Annotated in this window: 17 protein-coding genes; 1 reads left to right on the top strand and 16 read right to left on the bottom strand. The window is 54.8% G+C overall.

Annotated elements, in window-relative coordinates:
* Positions 1–65 precede the first annotated feature (65 nt).
* The 16 genes from N685_RS0109545 to zapA form a co-directional block, all read right to left on the bottom strand.
* Complete coding sequence (locus tag N685_RS0109545) at positions 66–1,070, bottom strand: aliphatic sulfonate ABC transporter substrate-binding protein (protein ID WP_031407835.1); 1,005 nt, start codon at positions 1,068–1,070, stop codon at positions 66–68.
* Positions 1,071–1,853, bottom strand: coding sequence for an ATP-binding cassette domain-containing protein (locus N685_RS0109540; RefSeq protein WP_031407833.1), 783 nt, complete (start codon positions 1,851–1,853; stop codon positions 1,071–1,073). It lies immediately after the preceding gene.
* A 33-nt stretch (positions 1,854–1,886) separates the two neighbouring features.
* On the bottom strand, positions 1,887–2,675 hold the full coding sequence (ssuC, locus tag N685_RS0109535) for an aliphatic sulfonate ABC transporter permease SsuC (RefSeq protein WP_031407831.1): 789 nt from the start codon (positions 2,673–2,675) through the stop codon (positions 1,887–1,889).
* Between the two features lie 147 nt (positions 2,676–2,822).
* Positions 2,823–3,818, bottom strand: a complete 996-nt coding sequence (locus N685_RS0109525; RefSeq protein ID WP_031407829.1) for a sulfonate ABC transporter substrate-binding protein — start codon at positions 3,816–3,818, stop codon at positions 2,823–2,825.
* Positions 3,819–4,177: 359 nt separating this feature from the next.
* Entirely contained in the window at positions 4,178–4,495 is a 318-nt protein-coding gene (gene trxA / locus N685_RS0109520; RefSeq protein ID WP_031407827.1) for a thioredoxin, read from the bottom strand.
* Between the two features lie 151 nt (positions 4,496–4,646).
* Positions 4,647–5,624, bottom strand: a complete 978-nt coding sequence (locus N685_RS0109515) for an electron transfer flavoprotein subunit alpha/FixB family protein (RefSeq protein WP_031407826.1) — start codon at positions 5,622–5,624, stop codon at positions 4,647–4,649.
* Between the two features lie 66 nt (positions 5,625–5,690).
* Positions 5,691–6,467, bottom strand: a complete 777-nt coding sequence (locus N685_RS0109510; protein WP_031407824.1) for an electron transfer flavoprotein subunit beta/FixA family protein — start codon at positions 6,465–6,467, stop codon at positions 5,691–5,693.
* 65 nt (positions 6,468–6,532) lie between these two features.
* Positions 6,533–7,306 carry an enoyl-CoA hydratase gene (locus N685_RS0109505; RefSeq protein ID WP_031407822.1) on the bottom strand — a complete coding sequence of 258 codons (774 nt, stop codon included), beginning with the start codon at positions 7,304–7,306 and terminating at the stop codon, positions 6,533–6,535.
* Between the two features lie 25 nt (positions 7,307–7,331).
* Complete coding sequence (locus tag N685_RS0109500; protein ID WP_031407820.1) at positions 7,332–7,919, bottom strand: TetR/AcrR family transcriptional regulator; 588 nt, start codon at positions 7,917–7,919, stop codon at positions 7,332–7,334.
* 59 nt (positions 7,920–7,978) lie between these two features.
* Positions 7,979–9,679: a long-chain-fatty-acid--CoA ligase gene (locus N685_RS0109495; protein WP_031407817.1), complete on the bottom strand. Its 1,701-nt coding sequence runs from the start codon at positions 9,677–9,679 to the stop codon at positions 7,979–7,981.
* 82 nt (positions 9,680–9,761) lie between these two features.
* Entirely contained in the window at positions 9,762–9,926 is a 165-nt protein-coding gene (locus tag N685_RS19785) for a hypothetical protein (protein ID WP_167332998.1), read from the bottom strand.
* 13 nt (positions 9,927–9,939) lie between these two features.
* Entirely contained in the window at positions 9,940–10,347 is a 408-nt protein-coding gene (locus tag N685_RS0109485; RefSeq protein WP_031407815.1) for a DUF350 domain-containing protein, read from the bottom strand.
* Positions 10,348–10,361: 14 nt separating this feature from the next.
* Positions 10,362–12,716 carry an endonuclease MutS2 gene (locus N685_RS0109480; RefSeq protein ID WP_337588983.1) on the bottom strand — a complete coding sequence of 785 codons (2,355 nt, stop codon included), beginning with the start codon at positions 12,714–12,716 and terminating at the stop codon, positions 10,362–10,364.
* A gap of 20 nt (positions 12,717–12,736) precedes the next feature.
* A complete protein-coding gene (gene polX, locus N685_RS0109475) occupies positions 12,737–14,461 on the bottom strand; it encodes a DNA polymerase/3'-5' exonuclease PolX (RefSeq protein ID WP_031407812.1) in 1,725 nt (574 codons plus the stop codon).
* 42 nt (positions 14,462–14,503) lie between these two features.
* Positions 14,504–15,043 carry a CvpA family protein gene (locus N685_RS0109470; RefSeq protein WP_031407810.1) on the bottom strand — a complete coding sequence of 180 codons (540 nt, stop codon included), beginning with the start codon at positions 15,041–15,043 and terminating at the stop codon, positions 14,504–14,506.
* On the bottom strand, positions 15,036–15,311 hold the full coding sequence (gene zapA, locus N685_RS0109465; protein WP_031407808.1) for a cell division protein ZapA: 276 nt from the start codon (positions 15,309–15,311) through the stop codon (positions 15,036–15,038). Before zapA ends, N685_RS0109470 begins: the two co-directional genes overlap by 8 nt.
* A gap of 111 nt (positions 15,312–15,422) precedes the next feature.
* On the opposite strand from zapA, the gene rnhC reads away from it, so the two are divergent.
* Positions 15,423–16,358, top strand: coding sequence for a ribonuclease HIII (gene rnhC / locus N685_RS0109460; protein ID WP_031407806.1), 936 nt, complete (start codon positions 15,423–15,425; stop codon positions 16,356–16,358).
* Positions 16,359–16,514: the final 156 nt, after the last annotated feature.

Below are 16,514 nucleotides of genomic sequence, written 5' to 3'. Positions count from 1 at the left end.
TCCCGCTCATCGTTCAAGCCCCCAACTTTGGTCCATGAAACGGCTCGGATCGATGAATGCTTGCGTCATTTTGTCTTCCGCTCTTCCTTGACAAACACAACCGCCTCTTTCACATTGACTCGTTTCGAAACCAATCCGGCTTTATAAAACTGATCGGCAATGCGTTGTTGAGCCGCGATCACCTCCTTGGTCAGCGGGAACACGCCATATCCCCTTCGACTCAACGTCCGTTTCCAAACGGCTGCATCAATTTTCGTTTCTTTGGCCAATAATTTCGCAGCTTCGTCTGGAGAAGAATGGATTTCTTGATGGACGTGGTTCAGTTGGTCAATCACTGTTTTCGCTACATTGGCATACTGTTTCACGTATTGGTTTCGTGCCACAATAAATCCATATTGTTTCGGCAATCGGTTCGCATCGATCAATATACGTGCTCCCCCATTCACCTCTGCATCAGCCAAAAAGGGATCCCAAATCACCCAAGCGTCCACATCGCCGCGCTCAAATGCAGTGCGCGCCTCAGCTGGTTGTAAATACACCGGGGTAATATCGTTCAACGTCAGTCCGGCCGTTTCCAAAGCGGTCAACAGTGTATAGTGAGCGCTTGACCCTTTCCCAAAAGCCACTTTTTTTCCTTTTAAGTCCGCTACCGTATGGATCGATGATGTTTTCGACACAATGATCGCCCGCGCCACTTCGGGTTCATATGCAATATAAGCCAATTGCGAATGCGGATTCGCTTGCGCCAGTATGGCCGGCGCACCTCCCACATATCCAATGTCGATTTGTCCACTATTTAATGCCTCAAGCAAGGGCGGACCCGATTGAAATTCAAACCATTTTACTTGCACACCGTGCTTTTGCAATTGTTTTTCCAAATAACCCTTCTCTTTTAAAAAGAGCGAAAACGATGATTTTTGATAGCCGATATGCAATTCTTCCGGCCATGAATCGGCGGATGCCGCGCCCTTGGACGCGGAGGAAGAGGTGCTTCGTTCTTGGCCGCACGCTGCTAGCAGCAGGCACAGGAATACGCTGAACCCAAGCAACCAACTGAACTGTTTTTTCATCTATAACGCCCTCCTTTTTTCACCGAGCGAACTGGCAGCGATAGCGCCCCGTTCGGATTCAGGCCCCAAAATGCGGCGCAAAATCGCCTCCACCAAATCCGCAAACGCCGCATCGCCGCGCTGCCGCGGCCGCGGCAGGCGCACCGGCCAATCAAACGCGCACGTTCCGTTTTCAATCAGCACCACGCGGTCCGCCAACATCACCGCTTCATCGACATCGTGCGTGACCAACAAAGCGGTGAAACGTTGTTCCTGCCATAGCCGTTCGATCAACCGTTGCATATCAATTCTCGTCAAGGCGTCGAGCGCACCAAGCGGTTCATCGAGCAACAATACCTGCGGCTGACTGATCAGCGCACGGGCGAGCGCCACCCGTTGCCGTTGGCCGCCGGACAGCACCGACGGCCACTCATTGGCGCGCTCTGCTAACCCGACTTGCTCAAGCGCCTTGGCCGCCTGTTCCCGCCAATTCCCTTTCAAACCGAGGCCAACGTTGTCGATGACGCGCCGCCATGGCAACAGACGAGCATCTTGAAACATGACCCGGGCTTTCGTATTGATTCCTTGGAGCGGCTCGCCATCGAGTTGAATGATTCCCGATGTGGGCTCCTCCAAGCCGGCAGCCAAGCGCAATAACGTGCTTTTGCCGCAGCCGCTTCGTCCGATGATGGCGATAAACTCCCCGCGTTTCACCGTCAAATCGATGTCGCTTAACACCGATTGAGCACCAAATCGCTTGGCCACTTGAACAAAGACCAGTTCTGCTCCTTGCCCTGCCCCCATTTTTGCCTTCCCCTTTCCTCGCAGACTTGCACCCTACGGCCGATGTTGATAGTTGACATTCCAGCGAAGTAAACGGCTTTCCAAAAAACGGGCGATGCTGTCGGCGAGCTTGCCAAACAGCGCGTAAAGCAAAATACTGAAGACGACGACATCGGTTTGCATAAACTCGCGCGCATTCATGGCCAAATACCCGATGCCGCGGTCGGCAGCGATCGTTTCCGCTACGATTAAGGTCAACCACATGATGCCGAGCGCATAACGCACGCCAACCAAAATCGCCGGCAACGCGCCCGGCAGCCAGATGCGCCAAAACAACGCCCACGGCCCCAACCCATAGACCCGCCCCATTTCCAGCAAGCCCGCATCCACATTGCGAATGCCATGCCAAGTGTTGACATAAATCGGAAAAAGAACGCCAAGCGCAACGAGAAACACTTTCGCCTCTTCACCGATGCCAAACCATAAAATGACGAGCGGAATCATCGCCAAATGCGGAATATTGCGAATCATTTGGATCGATGTGTCCAACAAACGCTCCGCCGGGCGAAACACCCCGTTGACTAGGCCAAGAAGAAACCCGATAGACCCGCCGATCGCGAATCCAGCCACCGCTCGCCCAAAACTGATGGATAAATGCTGCCATAGCTCCCCGCTCGACCCGAGGTGCCAAGCGGCCGCCATGACGGCGGTTGGCGCCGGCAGCACCCGCGAAGACAACCAACCGGTTTCTACAGTCACTTGCCATGCCACAAGCAGAGCAACAGGCAACACCCACGGCACCGCCTTCCCCCAGGTCCATTCTGTCCATTTCGACGATTTCATCGCGTTCACCCCGCCTTCCTAGTGTGGTTTCTCATCCAAGCTGCCGCCGTCCTTCACCCTTGTTGACGGATGACGCTGCCAACGAAGCCGACCGATGACTTTTTGTCACGAATCACCCCCGTTTTCTCTTCCCATTCCGTCTCCGCTTCATTTGGCTTCACGCCAAACCGCTTCGTTTACATCGATTTTCTTTGGCAACAACCCTAGCTGGTGAAATTGATCTGCAATCGTTTGCTGTTGGGCGATGACCTCGTTTGTGATCAGTTCCAGGCCATACGTGCGGCGTTTGGATGCGACTTCAAGCGCCGCTTCATCAATGCCAAGTTCCGGCGCCAAAAACGTTGCCACCCCTTTCGGATCGCGGTTGGCCCACTGGTCGACTTTCTTCAGCTCCTCTAAGATGACATGCACGACATCGGCATGCTTTTGCGCAAACGAACGCGAAGCGAAGAAAAACTCACGGTTCGCCACCAACCCTTGGCCGTCAGCGAGCACGCGAACCTTCCCCGTTTGTTCGGCCGCGGCATAAAACGGATCCCAAATCACCCAAGCGTCAACGCTTCCTTGCTCAAAGGCGGCACGGGCATCGGCGGGCGGCAAATAAACGGGACGAATGTCAGAAAGCGTCAATCCAGCCTTGCTGAGCGCCTGGACAAGCAGATAATGGACGTTCGACCCTTTGTTTAACGCCACTTTTTTCCCTTTCAAATCGGCCACCGTCCGAATCGGGGAATCACGCCGAACCAAAATGGCTTCCGCCTTTGGGTTCGGCGGAGTCGTTGCCACGTACAGCAACGGCGTCCCAGCCACTTGGGCGAACACGGGTGGCGCCTCACCGGTATGGCCGAAATCAAGGCTGCCGGCATTCATCGCCTCCAACAATTGCGGCCCGCCTGGAAATAATGACCATTGCACCGTATAACCGAGCTGTTTTAATCGTTTTTCCAAGTCCCCGCGCGCTTTCAACATATTGAGCGTGCCGTATTTTTGATAGCCGATGCGGATGACTTCTCCCTCCTCCTTCTTGGTGGGAGATGCTTTCTGGGCATTGGCGGATTCGCTATGTCCTCCGCATCCCGAGACCATCCCTAACAAAACCGCCATGAGCACGAGCCATTTCCCCATTTTCCATTTGTTCATCATCGTTCCCCCTCGTTTTTTCTTAAAATCACAGCGGGAAGGTTGGTGAAAAACGGCGCTCACTCCTCGCTCACGTCGGATACACGAAACTTGAAGCCGATGCCGCGAAGTTTCACCATTTGAGAAGAGTGACTTGCTCGTTTGATCACCGGCCTTCTAGATTTCGTGAACCATTCTCACCCCCTAAAAATAACTATATAGATAGGAAAACTATGAATAACAACGATAAAAACCAATATATCCAATAGGATTTGTTGGTTATTACTATAAAAAAATCATCCCCGTCTGTCAACCATTTTTTTCATATGGAAAAAAGAAAAAATCCAGAGGTTTCTTCCCCTCTGGATTTTCCTGTTTCTCCGTCATGATACATATTTGCCAACAAGCTGCGCTAATGCCTCTTTCGGTTGATAGCCGATCGCTTTATCGACGAGCTCGCCGTTTTTGAACACAAGCAGCGTCGGAATGCTCATGACGCCGAATTTTGAGGCCGTTTCTTGATTTTCGTCGACATTCACTTTGACGATTTTCACTTTGTCGCCCATTTCTTGGTCGAGCTCCTCAAGCACCGGGGCGATCATGCGGCACGGACCGCACCATGGCGCCCAGAAGTCGACGAGCGTGACGCCGTCTTTCGTTTCCGCGGCGAACGTTTGATCTGTCGCATTGACAATGGCCATGCGGATTTCCCTCCCTGTTCGAAAATGCTGCAAGCAAAGTATACCATGGAAATCGACAGCGGTGCGAATGTTTTGCTTTCGTTTCTAATATTCGCTCCGCACCGGAATTTATCCAAGAAAAACGGGCGGCGCGCGCCACCCGTTTCAGCGATTACGAATGCACTTTCAGTTTTTTGAATTCTTCCGTGAGAAGCGGAACGACTTCGAACAAATCGCCGACAATGCCGTAATCGGCGACTTTGAAAATGTTCGCTTCCGGGTCTTTGTTAATCGCCACGATGACTTTTGAGTTCGACATGCCCGCCAAGTGTTGGATGGCTCCGGAAATGCCGCAGGCGATGTACAGATCTGGCGTGACGACTTTCCCTGTTTGCCCGATCTGCAGCGAATAGTCGCAATAGCCGGCATCGCACGCCCCGCGCGACGCGCCAACCGCGCCGCCCAACACTTCGGCCAGCTCTTTGAGCGGCTTGAAGCCTTCGGCGCTTTTCACCCCGCGGCCGCCGGCGACGATCACTTTCGCTTCCGTCAGGTCGACGCCTTCCGCCGTTTTGCGGACGACTTCTTTGACGATCGCGCGTAAGTCTTTGATCTCAACGGCGAGCGCTTCCACGCTGCCTGTGCGCGACTCATCGCGCTCGAGCGGCGCAATGTTGTTCGGACGCACCGTCGCAAAGATGATGCCGCTTGTGACGATTTTCTTTTCAAACGCTTTGCCGGAGTAGATCGGGCGCGTAAACACAATGTTGCCGCCCGCTTCTTCGACCGCGATGACGTCGGAAACGAGGCCGGCGTCGAGCTTGATGGCCAATTTCGGCGATAAGTCTTTGCCAAGCGCCGTATGGCCGAAGACGATGCCTTCCGGCTGTTCTTTGTCAATCACGGCTTTTACCGCCTGTGAATAACCGTCGGATGTATAAAATTTCAAATTCGGATGCTCAACGACAACGACGCGATCCGCACCGCGGTAAATGAGTTCGTTCGCATGCGCCGCGACTTGATCGCCGACGAGCACCGAGACGACTTCCCCGCCTTCGGCGATCGTTTTGGCTGCTGCGATGGCTTCAAACGAAACGTTTCGCAGCGATCCGTCGCGTACTTCCGCCAATGTCAAAACTTTGCGTGCCATTCTTTCAGTCCCCCTATCCTTTGATTCCCCGTTGTTTTTCATCCGAACGCCGACAGCGGTTCCGGCTTATACCACTTTCGCTTCAGAACGGAGCAGCTGAACGAGTTCCTTCACTTGATCGGCGATCTCGCCTTGCAAAATTTTTCCTGCTTCACGCTTCGGCGGCAAGAACACTTCGATCGTTTTCGTTTTCGCTTCGACATCCTCTTCATCAAGATCCAGGTCGTCAAGCTCCAACTCGTCAAGCGGCTTTTTCTTCGCCTTCATAATACCCGGCAGCGACGGATAGCGCGGTTCATTCAGCCCTTGTTGAGCCGTGACAAGGAGCGGCAGCGACGTTTCGATGATTTCCTCATCCCCTTCCACATCACGCACAACGGTCACTTTGCCGCCGTCGGCAATATCCAGCTTCGTGATCGTCGTCACATACGGAATGCCGAGCAATTCCGCGACGCGCGGACCTACTTGCCCCGAACCGCCGTCAATAGCGACGTTGCCGGCCAAAATCAAATCCGGATTTTTATCTTTCAAATACTCGGCAAGCACTTTCGCGGTCGTATATTGGTCCTGTTCTTCGACATCGTCATCAATGTTGATGAGCACCGCTTTATCGCAGCCCATGGCGAGCGCCGTGCGCAGCTCTTTTTCCGCCTCTTCGCTTCCGACAGTGACGACCGTCACTTCGCCGCCATGTTTGTCGCGCACTTGAATGGCCTCTTCGATGGCGTATTCGTCATATGGATTGATAATGAATTCAGCGCCTTCCTCATTGATCTTGCCGTTAGCGATCGAGATTTTTTCCTCTGTGTCAAAGGTGCGTTTCATGAGGACAAAAATATTCATGTCGTTTCCCTCCTCAGTTTGATCCAACATTGTTTCAGTTGCCAACATTCAGACATTGATGGCGATTATTTTCCTTGAAAGACGGGCGGCCGTTTTTCCAAAAACGCCTGCACGCCTTCTTTTGCATCCTCGGATACAAACACGCGGCCAAACCATTCCGCTTCCTCGCGCACCGCCTCGGCGAACGATTTTTCCTTCGCGGCGTTGAGCAGTTCAATGGTTGCCCGAACGGAAAGCGGGCTTTTGGCGGCGATCTTTTTCGCCAACGCTTTTGCCTCGTCAAGAAGCCGCTCTTCCGGCACCGCCTTGTTGGCCAGCCCCCATTCGACCGCTTCGATTCCGGTGATCGGCTCGCTCGTCCACATCATTTCCGCCGCTTTGCCAAAGCCAACGCAGCGCACGAGCCGCTGCGTGCCGGCAAAACCAGGAATGAGTCCGAGCTGCAGCTCCGGCAAACCGAGCTTGGCGTTTTCGGCAACAAGGCGAATATGGCAGCTCATCGCCAGCTCCAGCCCTCCGCCTAACGCCGCCCCATGAATCGCCGCGATCACCGGTTTCGGGAAACGTTCGATCCGCTCCATCACGAGTTGGCCGTTGCGCGACAAGACCGATGCCTCCTCAGCGGAAGCGATGGACGTGAATTCTTTAATATCGGCGCCGGCTGAGAAAAAACGCCCCTCGCCATGAAGCAGCACGACGCGCACTTCCGGATCGGTCTCGAGCTCGTCCAATATGGTTGAAAGCTCTTTCAAAACTGCTGATGAAAGGGCGTTCGCCGGCGGCCGCGAAAACGTCGCGATGGCGACGAACTCCTCTTTCGCTACGCGAAAATGCTCCACGAAGCCTCTCCCCTTTCTGCCTTTCCTAACGCCCGGCGGCGCACCCTTTGATCAACAGTTCATACACCGGACCAGCGAGGGCGACCAAGTCATACTTTTGCTCGTTCATCACCCACGTCGTCACGGTTTCATCCAAGGTGCCGAAGATCATTTGCCGGGTGAGCCGGACGTCTAAATCTTGGCGAAACTCCCCTTTTTCCATCCCTTCGATAATGATGCGGTCAATGAGACGCAAGTATCCTTTCAGCACCTCATTGATGCGATGGCGCAGCTCTTTATTCGACTGGCGCAGCTCGAGCTGCGTCACGACCGCCATATGCGGATCAGCGGCAAGGGCGGAAAAATGAGTTTTCACCAATACATACAATTTCTCTAGGGGGCTTGAAATTCCTTCTGTCTCTTGTTCAATTTTCTCGATGAACGCCCCCATCTTTTCTTGAAAAAGCGAAATTAAAATATCCTCTTTGTTTTTAAAATAAAGGTAGATCGTGCCGTCGGCGACACCGGCCTGCTTGGCGATTTTCGACACTTGGGCTTGATGGTAGCCGTGCTCGGCGATGACGACGACGGCAGCGTCAATGATTTGTTTAAACTTCGGCTTTTCCCTCCGCAATATCGATTCTCCTTTTCTCACTTTCCATCCGCCAAATGAATGAACCATCATTCATATTTTCATTTTACGGTCAATTCTGCCGATTTGTCAAGCTTCTTTTTCTCCTCTTCGACCAACACGCGACGCAAAATTTTTCCAACTGCCGTCTTCGGCAGTTCGCTGCGGAACTCATACAGACGTGGCACTTTGTAAGCAGCAAGCCGTTCGCGCATAAACACATCAAGCTCCTGTTCGCTGCACGTTTCCCCAGGTTTTACCACGACGAACGCTTTCACCGTCTCCCCGCGGTACGGATCAGGAACGCCGATCACGGCTGCTTCCTGCACTTTCGGATGCTCATACAGCGCTTCTTCGACTTCGCGCGGGTAAATGTTGTAACCACCGGCGATAATGACATCTTTCTTGCGGTCGACGATGTAAAAATAGCCGCGCTCATCCATATATCCGATGTCGCCGGTGTACAGCCATCCGTCGCGCAGCACTTGCTCGGTCTCTTCCGGGCGGTTCCAGTAGCCTTTCATCACTTGTGGACCGCGCACGACCAGCTCTCCGACCTCGCCAGGCTTTCCTTCTTCCCCCGTTTCAAGCAAAACGATTTTCGCTTCCGTATCCGGCCATGGGACGCCGATGCTTCCTTTCACCCGCTCCCCATGCCAAAGGAAGTTGCTGTGGGTGACAGGGGACGCCTCGGTCAACCCATATCCTTCAATGAGTTTTCCGCCCGTCGCCCGCTCAAACTGCTCCTGCACTTCGACCGGCAGCGGAGCGGAGCCGCTGATGCAGACGTTGATTGAAGATAAATCATATTTCGGCAAATCTGGGTGGTTCAACAAAGCGATGTACATCGTCGGCGCGCCTGGAAACATCGTCGGCCGGGTGCGCTCGATCGTTTTCAATGTTTGTTTCACATCAAACCGCGGGAGCAGCACCATTTTGCTTGCCATCATCACGGACAAATTCATGACCGTCGTCATGCCGTACACGTGGAAAAACGGAAGCACGCCGAGCACCGTTTCCTTGCCTTTTTTACACTTATACACCCAATGGGCGCACATGAGTGTATTCGCAATCAAATTGCGATGCGTCAACATAGCCGCTTTCGGATGCCCCGTCGTGCCGCCTGTATATTGCAGCAGCGCCACATCGTCCACCGGATCGATGTTCACCCCGATCGGCGCCGTTTCCTTCCGGCTGACGATCGTGCGGAACAAATGAACGGTTTCGCTTTCCTCGATGCGGACGATGGGCATGTTTTGCTTCCGCTGCACAAACGGATACAGCCATTTCTTCACCGTGGGCAAATACTCTTGCATTCTCGTGACAATCCAATGTTTGACCAGCGTTCTCCCTTTCAATCCTTCCGCCTTTGGATACAGAATATCCATCGTCACGAACACCGAGGCGCCGCTGTCGTTGAGCTGGTATTCAAGCTCATGCTCGGTGTAAAGCGGGTTCGTCTGCACGACAATGCCGCCAGCCATGAGCGTCCCGTAGTAGCTGATGACCGCCTGTGGGCAATTCGGCAGCATAATCGCCACCCGATCCCCTTTTTTCAATCCGATCGTCCGCAAATAATGCGCGAATGTCAATGCTTGCTCGTACAGCTGGCGAAACGTCATCGTCTTGCCCAAAAAGTCGATCGCCTCATGGTCTCCGAATTGCTCCGCCGTCTCCCGCAAATAATCAGAAAGCGTTTTCCTTGGATAGTCAAGCGTATGCGGAATCTCCGGCGGGTAATGAGCAAGCCATGGTTTTTCCATCCCAATCCCCCCTTGCCTTTATTTTATTTCACTTTTTCTAATTTTTCATCAAAAAAAAGAACGCCAGGCTTGAACCCGAGCGTTACCAAAACCAGTACACTAAGCCAATAAAGAAAAAACACGCGCAGATGGCAAACAAGATTTTCGCCAGTACATCGACTGACCGATTGCGCACCGCCATATAGACGATGCCGGCGATCAACAGCAGCCCGACCGCGATCAACAACCATTTGACTACTGCGTTCATTCGTTGTTCCCCTTTACTGAATGCCTTCGCCGATGACAAACGACAAGCCGACGGAAATGGACAGCGAAATGAATCCGACGGCCCGGTTGTCATTGGCAATTTCGTCATCAATATTGAATTTCGGCGTCAAAAATTCATAAATAAAGTAAGCGGCGAGCAGAAGAAAAAACCCATACATTCCCCAGCCGATCATCGACGGCAGCGACTCATGGCGGGCGAGTGCATAGCGAAAAATGTTGGCGATGCCGAAAATTTTCCCGCCGGTTGCCATCGCCACCGCCACATTGCCTTTGCGAATCTCTTCCCAGTTTTTGTACTTCGTCACCAATTCAAATACGGCTAAAAAGACGACGATGCACAACACGGCAACGCTGAAATTGGCCGCCGTTTTCACCATGTCTTGCTCCCAAAACGATGCCATTGCCATCGCCCCCATCATTTCAGTTCCACGATCGTCACTCCGGTGCCGCCTTCATTCGCCTCTCCGAACCGGAAGCTTTTCACCGCTCGGTGTTGTTTTAAAAACTGCTGCACTCCTTGACGGAGAGCGCCCGTCCCTTTGCCGTGGATGATCGAAACGCGCGGGTAGCCGGCGAGCACGGCATCATCCAAGTATTTCTCAAGCCGAATGAGAGCGTCTTCGTACCGTTCGCCGCGCAAGTCAAGCTCGAGGCTCACATGGGCGTCCTTGCCTTTCACCGTCGCAACCGGCGTCACTTCGTTCGCCGGCGCGCTGCCGATATACTCCAAATCGCGCTCATGAATTTTCATTTTCAAAATGCCAAGCTGCACTTGCCATTCGTCGTCCGACACTTTTTCGATCAAATAGCCTTTTTGGTTGAGGCTCGTGACTCTCACTTCATCGCCCGGCTGGAACACATGGCGTGAGACGGCCTTTTTCGCCTTTTTCCGCTTCTCCACTTTTGGCACCGCAGCAGCGAGCCGCTGTTTCGCCTCGACGAGCTCCTGCTCGTTTACTTCCGCCCGCTTTTCTTTTTGCAAGCGGCGCAGCTCCTTTATGATCCGCTCCGCCTCGCTCTCAGCCGCACGGATGATGTCAGTTGCCTGCTTCGCCGCTTCAGCAAGCCGCTCTTCTTTTTCCTCTTCCAGCGCCTCGAGCTTTTGCTCCCACTCAGCGCGCATCCGCTCGGCTTCCTCAAGCGCCGCGCGCGCCCGCGCTTCGTCTTCCTCGGCTTGCTTTTTGCTTTTCTCCAGCGAGGCGATCATGTTTTCCACGCTATGGCTTTCCGCGCTCACTTGGGCTTTCGCCCGCTCGATAATCCGCTCATCAAGCCCCAAGCGGCGTGAAATGTCAAAGGCGTTGCTGCGTCCGGGAATGCCGATCAACAGTTTATACGTCGGGCGGAGCGTTTCGGTGTCAAATTCGACGCTCGCATTTACCACGCCCGCGCGGTTGTAGCCGTAGGCTTTCAACTCGGGATAATGCGTCGTCGCCACCGTCCGCGCCCCGCGGCCGTGCACTTCATCCAAAATGGCGATCGCCAGCGCCGCTCCTTCCTGCGGGTCGGTGCCGGCCCCGAGCTCGTCAAACAACACGAGGCTTTCGCCATCGACATGGCGCAAAATGTCGACAATATTGACCATATGGGACGAGAACGTGCTCAAGCTTTGTTCAATCGACTGCTCATCGCCAATATCAGCGAAAACAGAACGGAACACCGCCGCTTCCGATCCGTCGGCCGCCGGGATGAACAGCCCCGCTTGCGCCATTACTGTCAACAAGCCGATCGTTTTTAACGTCACCGTTTTCCCGCCGGTGTTCGGTCCGGTGATGACGATCGTCGTATAATCGCCGCCCAGCTCAATGTCATTCGGCACCGCCTTCTCTTGATCAAGCAGCGGATGGCGAGCTTGGCAAAAGCGAAGGTAGCCGCGGTTGTTGACGGCTGGTTTTGTCGCCTGAATCCGGCGGGCGTACTTCGCCTTGGCGAACGCAAAATCAAGCGCCGCGAGCGCTTCGACCGCCCGCGCAAGCGGCTCGGCCTGTGCGGCGACTTTGGCCGAAAGTTCGCGCAAAATGCGTTCGATTTCCTGCTTTTCTTTCATCCGCGCCTCGCGCAGCGCGTTGTTTAACTCCACGACCGCCTGCGGCTCGATAAACAGCGTCGCCCCGGACGCCGACTGGTCATGGACGATGCCGCCGTAAGCGCTTCGATACTCTTGTTTCACCGGGATGACGTACCGGTCGTTGCGGATCGTAACAATGGCGTCCGACAGCCGCTTTTGCGCCGACGGCGAGCGGATGATGCTCTCGAGTTTCTCGCGGATGCGCGCTTCCACTGACCGAATTTGCCCGCGCAGCGAGCGAAGGCGGTCGCTCGCCGCATCCAATACTTCGCCATGGTCGTCGATCGAGCGGCGAACGTCATGCTCGAGTTCCGGCGCCTCGGCAAGCTCATCGGCATACGAAGCAAGGCGCTCCAGGCCGCCGTGCTCCTCTTGCAGATCGGTGATCAGCCGCTTCATTTGCCGGCTTGCGGCCGCTGTCGCCGCCACTTCCAGCAGCTCTTGTGGGCTGAGCGTACCGCCGATCGCCGCCCGCTTCAAATGCGGACGAACGTCGACCACCCCGTCGAGCGGCGCATAGCCGGCCAGCCGCAAGACCGCAGCGGCTTCATCCGTTTCCTCGAGCCAAGCGGACACCTCCTTGAAATCAGAAGACGGTATGAGCGCATCGATTTTTTCCAAACCGAGCGGCGAGGACGCATGCTCGGCCAACTGCGCTTTCACTTTATCGAATTCTAGGGTGTGAAGCACTTTTTGTTGCACGTATCTAACCCCCAGCTGATTCATTTCTTTCGTTTGTCGCGCAAAAACTGTTGCAGCTTCTCAAGCGGCCATGTGTTGACGACCGTGTCTTTCTTGATCCAGCCTTTCCGGGCCGTGGCCACCCCCACCGCCATATCGTCAAGCATGTCCAAATGGTGGGCGTCCGTGCTGATGGCGATGTACGCCCCTGCTTCCTCCGCTTTTTTCACATAAGCAGCCGACAAATCAAGCCGGTTTGGATTGGCATTCAGCTCAAGGATCGTCTTTGTCTCCGCCGCCAGCTCGATCAGCCGCTCGATATCGACGTCATAGCCGGCGCGCTGGCCGATCAGCCTGCCGGTCGGGTGGGCGATGACATCGACGCACGGATGGCGAAGCGCCGCTTCCAACCGCTTCATGATCGTCTCACGCGGCTGTTTGAACCCGGAATGAATGGCGGCGATGACAAAATCAAGCTCCTCGAGCACATCATCATCATAATCTAGCGTTCCATCCGGCAAAATATCCATTTCGACGCCGGCCAAAATCGTCAAATCCGAATAGCGCGCGTTCAGCCGCTCAATTTCCTCGCGCTGGCGCCGCAGCCGCTCCGGCGTCAAGCCGTTGGCGACCTTCAAATAGTGCGAATGGTCGGTAATGGCGATATACCGGTAGCCGCGGCGGCGGCACGCCTCGGCAAGCTCCTCGAGCGAACACGCGCCGTCGCTCCATGCCGAATGCATATGCAAATCGCCTTGCATGTCTTCAAGGCGCACAAGCGGCCAATCAGCCGAAAACCGCTCCACCTCCGTGCCGTCTTCACGCAACTCAGGCGGAATATACGGCAGCCCGAAATGGGCGTAAAACGCCGCTTCATTCGGGAACGTTTTCACCTTGCCTGTCGTTTGGTCTTCGACGCCGTATTCGCTGATTTTTTCCCCGCGTTCTTTGGCGAGCTGGCGCATCCGCACATTATGGTCCTTCGATCCAGTGAAATGGTGAAGAGCGGTCGCAAATTGCGCTTCGCTGACCAGCCGGAAGTCCGCGGCGATCTCATCCTCATACTGGAACAGAAGCGATACTTTCGTCTCCCCGGCGGCGATCACCTCGCGGATGTGCGGCAGCCGAAGCAGCGCCTCGCGCACCACCGCCGGGCGGGCGGTGGCAATGACATAGTCCAAATCTTTCACCGTTTCGTTCCAGCGCCGCAAACTGCCGGCCCGCGAAAAGCGAACCACCCCATCCATTTCGGCAAGCTGGCGCTCGATATCGGCCGCGATCGGCAACACCCGGGCAAGCGGCAGCCGCTCGGGGCGTTTGCCCGCCTCTTCCATGGCCATCAGCAGCTTTTCCTCCGTTTTCGCGCCGAAGCCGGGAAGCGCCCGCACCTTTCCCGCCAGGCACGCTTCTTTCAATCCGTCCATATCGACAATGCCCAGCTCTTGATGCAGCTTGGCGATTTTTTTGCCGCCAAGCCCCGGGATCTTAAGCAAGGCGAGCAACGTTTCCGGAATATCGCGCTTTAATTCTTCGAGCACCGACGATGAACCGGTTTCGACAAACTCGGTGATGATCGCCGCCGTGCTTTTGCCGATGCTGGGAATGGCGGTGAAATCGCCGATTTCCGTCAGGCTTCGTTCGTCCGTTTCCAAGGCGTTCGCCGCTTTGCGAAACGCGTTCACCTTAAACGGATTTTCCCCTTTGATCTCCATATACAATGCGATCGTTTCGAGCAGGCGGATAACCTCTTTTTTATGGACGTTCATTCTCGTCCCCTTCCTTTCCCAAAACACCGCGGCCGCGCTCGGTCAGACGCGGCCATGAATCCACCAATGGTCAAGCATCTCCGACAACACCGGCGTATGTTTCACAATCACAGTTGCCATGAGCGAACGCTGCAGCTGCTCTTGGACGCTGTCAATCGGCACGAGCGCGCCGATATACAAAAGCAAAAAGACAAGCAAATACACTTCCGCAAATCCGAGCGCCGCCCCGGCCAAGCGGTTGACGCTGCGCAGCAGCGGCAGCTGAGCGACGAAATCGAGCATCGAGCCGATGATCTGAAGAACGATTTTCACCACAAAAAATAAAAGTGCAAAAGAAATCGCCCGATAATAGGCATCATCTAAATGGGTGCTCTGAAACAACAGCTTCACCGTCTCCGGGTCGCCAAACGTCGGATACGGAATCCAAAGACGCAATGTCGGCACAAACCGCTCATAATAGCGGTAGGCGACGAAAAAAGCAATGAAAAACCCGGCCATATGAATGAATTGGAGAATAAAGCCGCGCTTTAAGCCAATCATCGCTCCGAGCAACAGGACAAACAGCAACACGACATCAAGCATCGCGTCCCCCATCCTTCTCCTTCTTCAGCTGTTCACGAAGCCGGTTGTATTCTTCCTTTAACTTTAAATACTCACTAGCAATATTGACGGCCGTCAAGACGGCCAGTTTCGGCACATCAAGCATCGGGTTTCTTTCGCTGAACTCATGCATTTTATCGTCAACGAACGCCGCCACAAGCCGGATATGGGCCGGGCTTTCCGTGCCGACGATCGTATAGTCTTGACCGTAGATGCGGACGCTCACCCGCGTTTTTGGCTGTTCTGTCAAGCTTTCTCCCCCATTTCGCCAAATCCTACTGTTTATCATATCACGAACGCTGGTATAATGGAAAGATGCGACACAAAGGGATCCAGAAGAGGATAAAGGAGAGAGGGAACGTTGTCAAACTATGTGATTCAAGCCGACCGACAGCTTCTTGACGCCTTGCGCGCTCACTACCAAGACGCCTTGTCCGACCGGCTTCCACCCGGAGCGTTGTTTGCCGTCAAGCGCCCGGATGTCGCGATCACCGCCTACCGCTCGGGGAAAGTGCTGTTTCAAGGGAAAGCGGCGGAACAAGAAGCGGCGAAATGGATGGGGAAGCAGGGAGCTGACCCAGCCAAACGACAGGGGAGAGAGAGCACCTCGCCCCCATTGGAACATAGGCTCGCGAAGCTTTCTGCCATCGGTTCGGATGAAGTCGGCACCGGGGACTATTTCGGCCCGATCGTCGTCGCCGCCGCCTACGTTGATCGGCCGCATATCGCCAACATCGCGGCGCTCGGCGTGAAAGATTCGAAACAATTGAACGATGAAGCGATCAAACGGATCGCACCGGCTATGATGGAAACGACGCCGCATGCGGTCACCGTGCTCGACAACGCCGCATACAACCGCTGGCAGCGAAGCGGCATGCCGCAGACGAAAATGAAGGCGCTCCTTCACAACCGGACGCTCGCGAAACTCGTTGACGCCATCGCGCCCATCGAACCGGAAGCGATCATCATCGACCAATTTTTAGAACGCGACTTGTATTTCCGCTACCTCGCGGATGAAACGCGCATCGTCAGCGAGCGGGTGCATTGCCTGCCGAAAGCAGAAAGCGTGCACGTGGCGGTCGCCGCGGCTTCGATCATCGCCCGCTATGTGTTTTTAGAAGAGATGGAGCGATTATCCCGCACCATCGGCCTCCCGCTTCCGAAAGGGGCCGGCGCCATCGTTGACGAAGCCGCCGCCCGAATCATCCGCGTGCGAGGGGAAGAGATGCTTGAGACGTGCGCCAAGCTTCATTTTGCCAATACGAAAAAGGCGCTTGCCATCGCCAAGCGCCGGTAATCGTTTCGATCCGCGCCCATGGGAAACGTTAGCGCCGGCTCCGCTGCAACGGCCAATCCGCCGCGGCTGAACGACACCAATGACACCGTTTCCCATTTTTCCCGCGTGTCTTCGTTTTTGCAGGTATTTTCAAACGAAAAAGGCTGTCCGATCCGG

This window comes from Geobacillus vulcani PSS1, from assembly GCF_000733845.1.
Lineage (GTDB): Bacteria > Bacillota > Bacilli > Bacillales > Anoxybacillaceae > Geobacillus > Geobacillus vulcani.
Note: the sequence above shows the minus strand (reverse complement) of the source record. Positions and strands in the feature narration are given on the sequence as shown.

What these genes read in the sequence shown, in the direction of transcription:
- N685_RS0109545 (WP_031407835.1), bottom strand. Translation starts at nt 1,070, where the DNA reads ATGAAAAAACAGTTCAGTTGGTTGCTTGGGTTCAGCGTATTCCTGTGC.
- N685_RS0109525 (WP_031407829.1), bottom strand. Translation starts at nt 3,818, where the DNA reads ATGATGAACAAATGGAAAATGGGGAAATGGCTCGTGCTCATGGCGGTT.
- N685_RS0109495 (WP_031407817.1), bottom strand. Translation starts at nt 9,679, where the DNA reads ATGGAAAAACCATGGCTTGCTCATTACCCGCCGGAGATTCCGCATACG.
- polX (WP_031407812.1), bottom strand. Translation starts at nt 14,461, where the DNA reads ATGAACGTCCATAAAAAAGAGGTTATCCGCCTGCTCGAAACGATCGCA.
- N685_RS0109485 (WP_031407815.1), bottom strand. Translation starts at nt 10,347, where the DNA reads ATGGCATCGTTTTGGGAGCAAGACATGGTGAAAACGGCGGCCAATTTC.
- N685_RS0109540 (WP_031407833.1), bottom strand. Translation starts at nt 1,853, where the DNA reads ATGGGGGCAGGGCAAGGAGCAGAACTGGTCTTTGTTCAAGTGGCCAAG.
- ssuC (WP_031407831.1), bottom strand. Translation starts at nt 2,675, where the DNA reads ATGAAATCGTCGAAATGGACAGAATGGACCTGGGGGAAGGCGGTGCCG.
- N685_RS19785 (WP_167332998.1), bottom strand. Translation starts at nt 9,926, where the DNA reads ATGAACGCAGTAGTCAAATGGTTGTTGATCGCGGTCGGGCTGCTGTTG.
- N685_RS0109470 (WP_031407810.1), bottom strand. Translation starts at nt 15,043, where the DNA reads ATGCTTGATGTCGTGTTGCTGTTTGTCCTGTTGCTCGGAGCGATGATT.
- N685_RS0109515 (WP_031407826.1), bottom strand. Translation starts at nt 5,624, where the DNA reads ATGGCACGCAAAGTTTTGACATTGGCGGAAGTACGCGACGGATCGCTG.
- trxA (WP_031407827.1), bottom strand. Translation starts at nt 4,495, where the DNA reads ATGGCCATTGTCAATGCGACAGATCAAACGTTCGCCGCGGAAACGAAA.
- N685_RS0109510 (WP_031407824.1), bottom strand. Translation starts at nt 6,467, where the DNA reads ATGAATATTTTTGTCCTCATGAAACGCACCTTTGACACAGAGGAAAAA.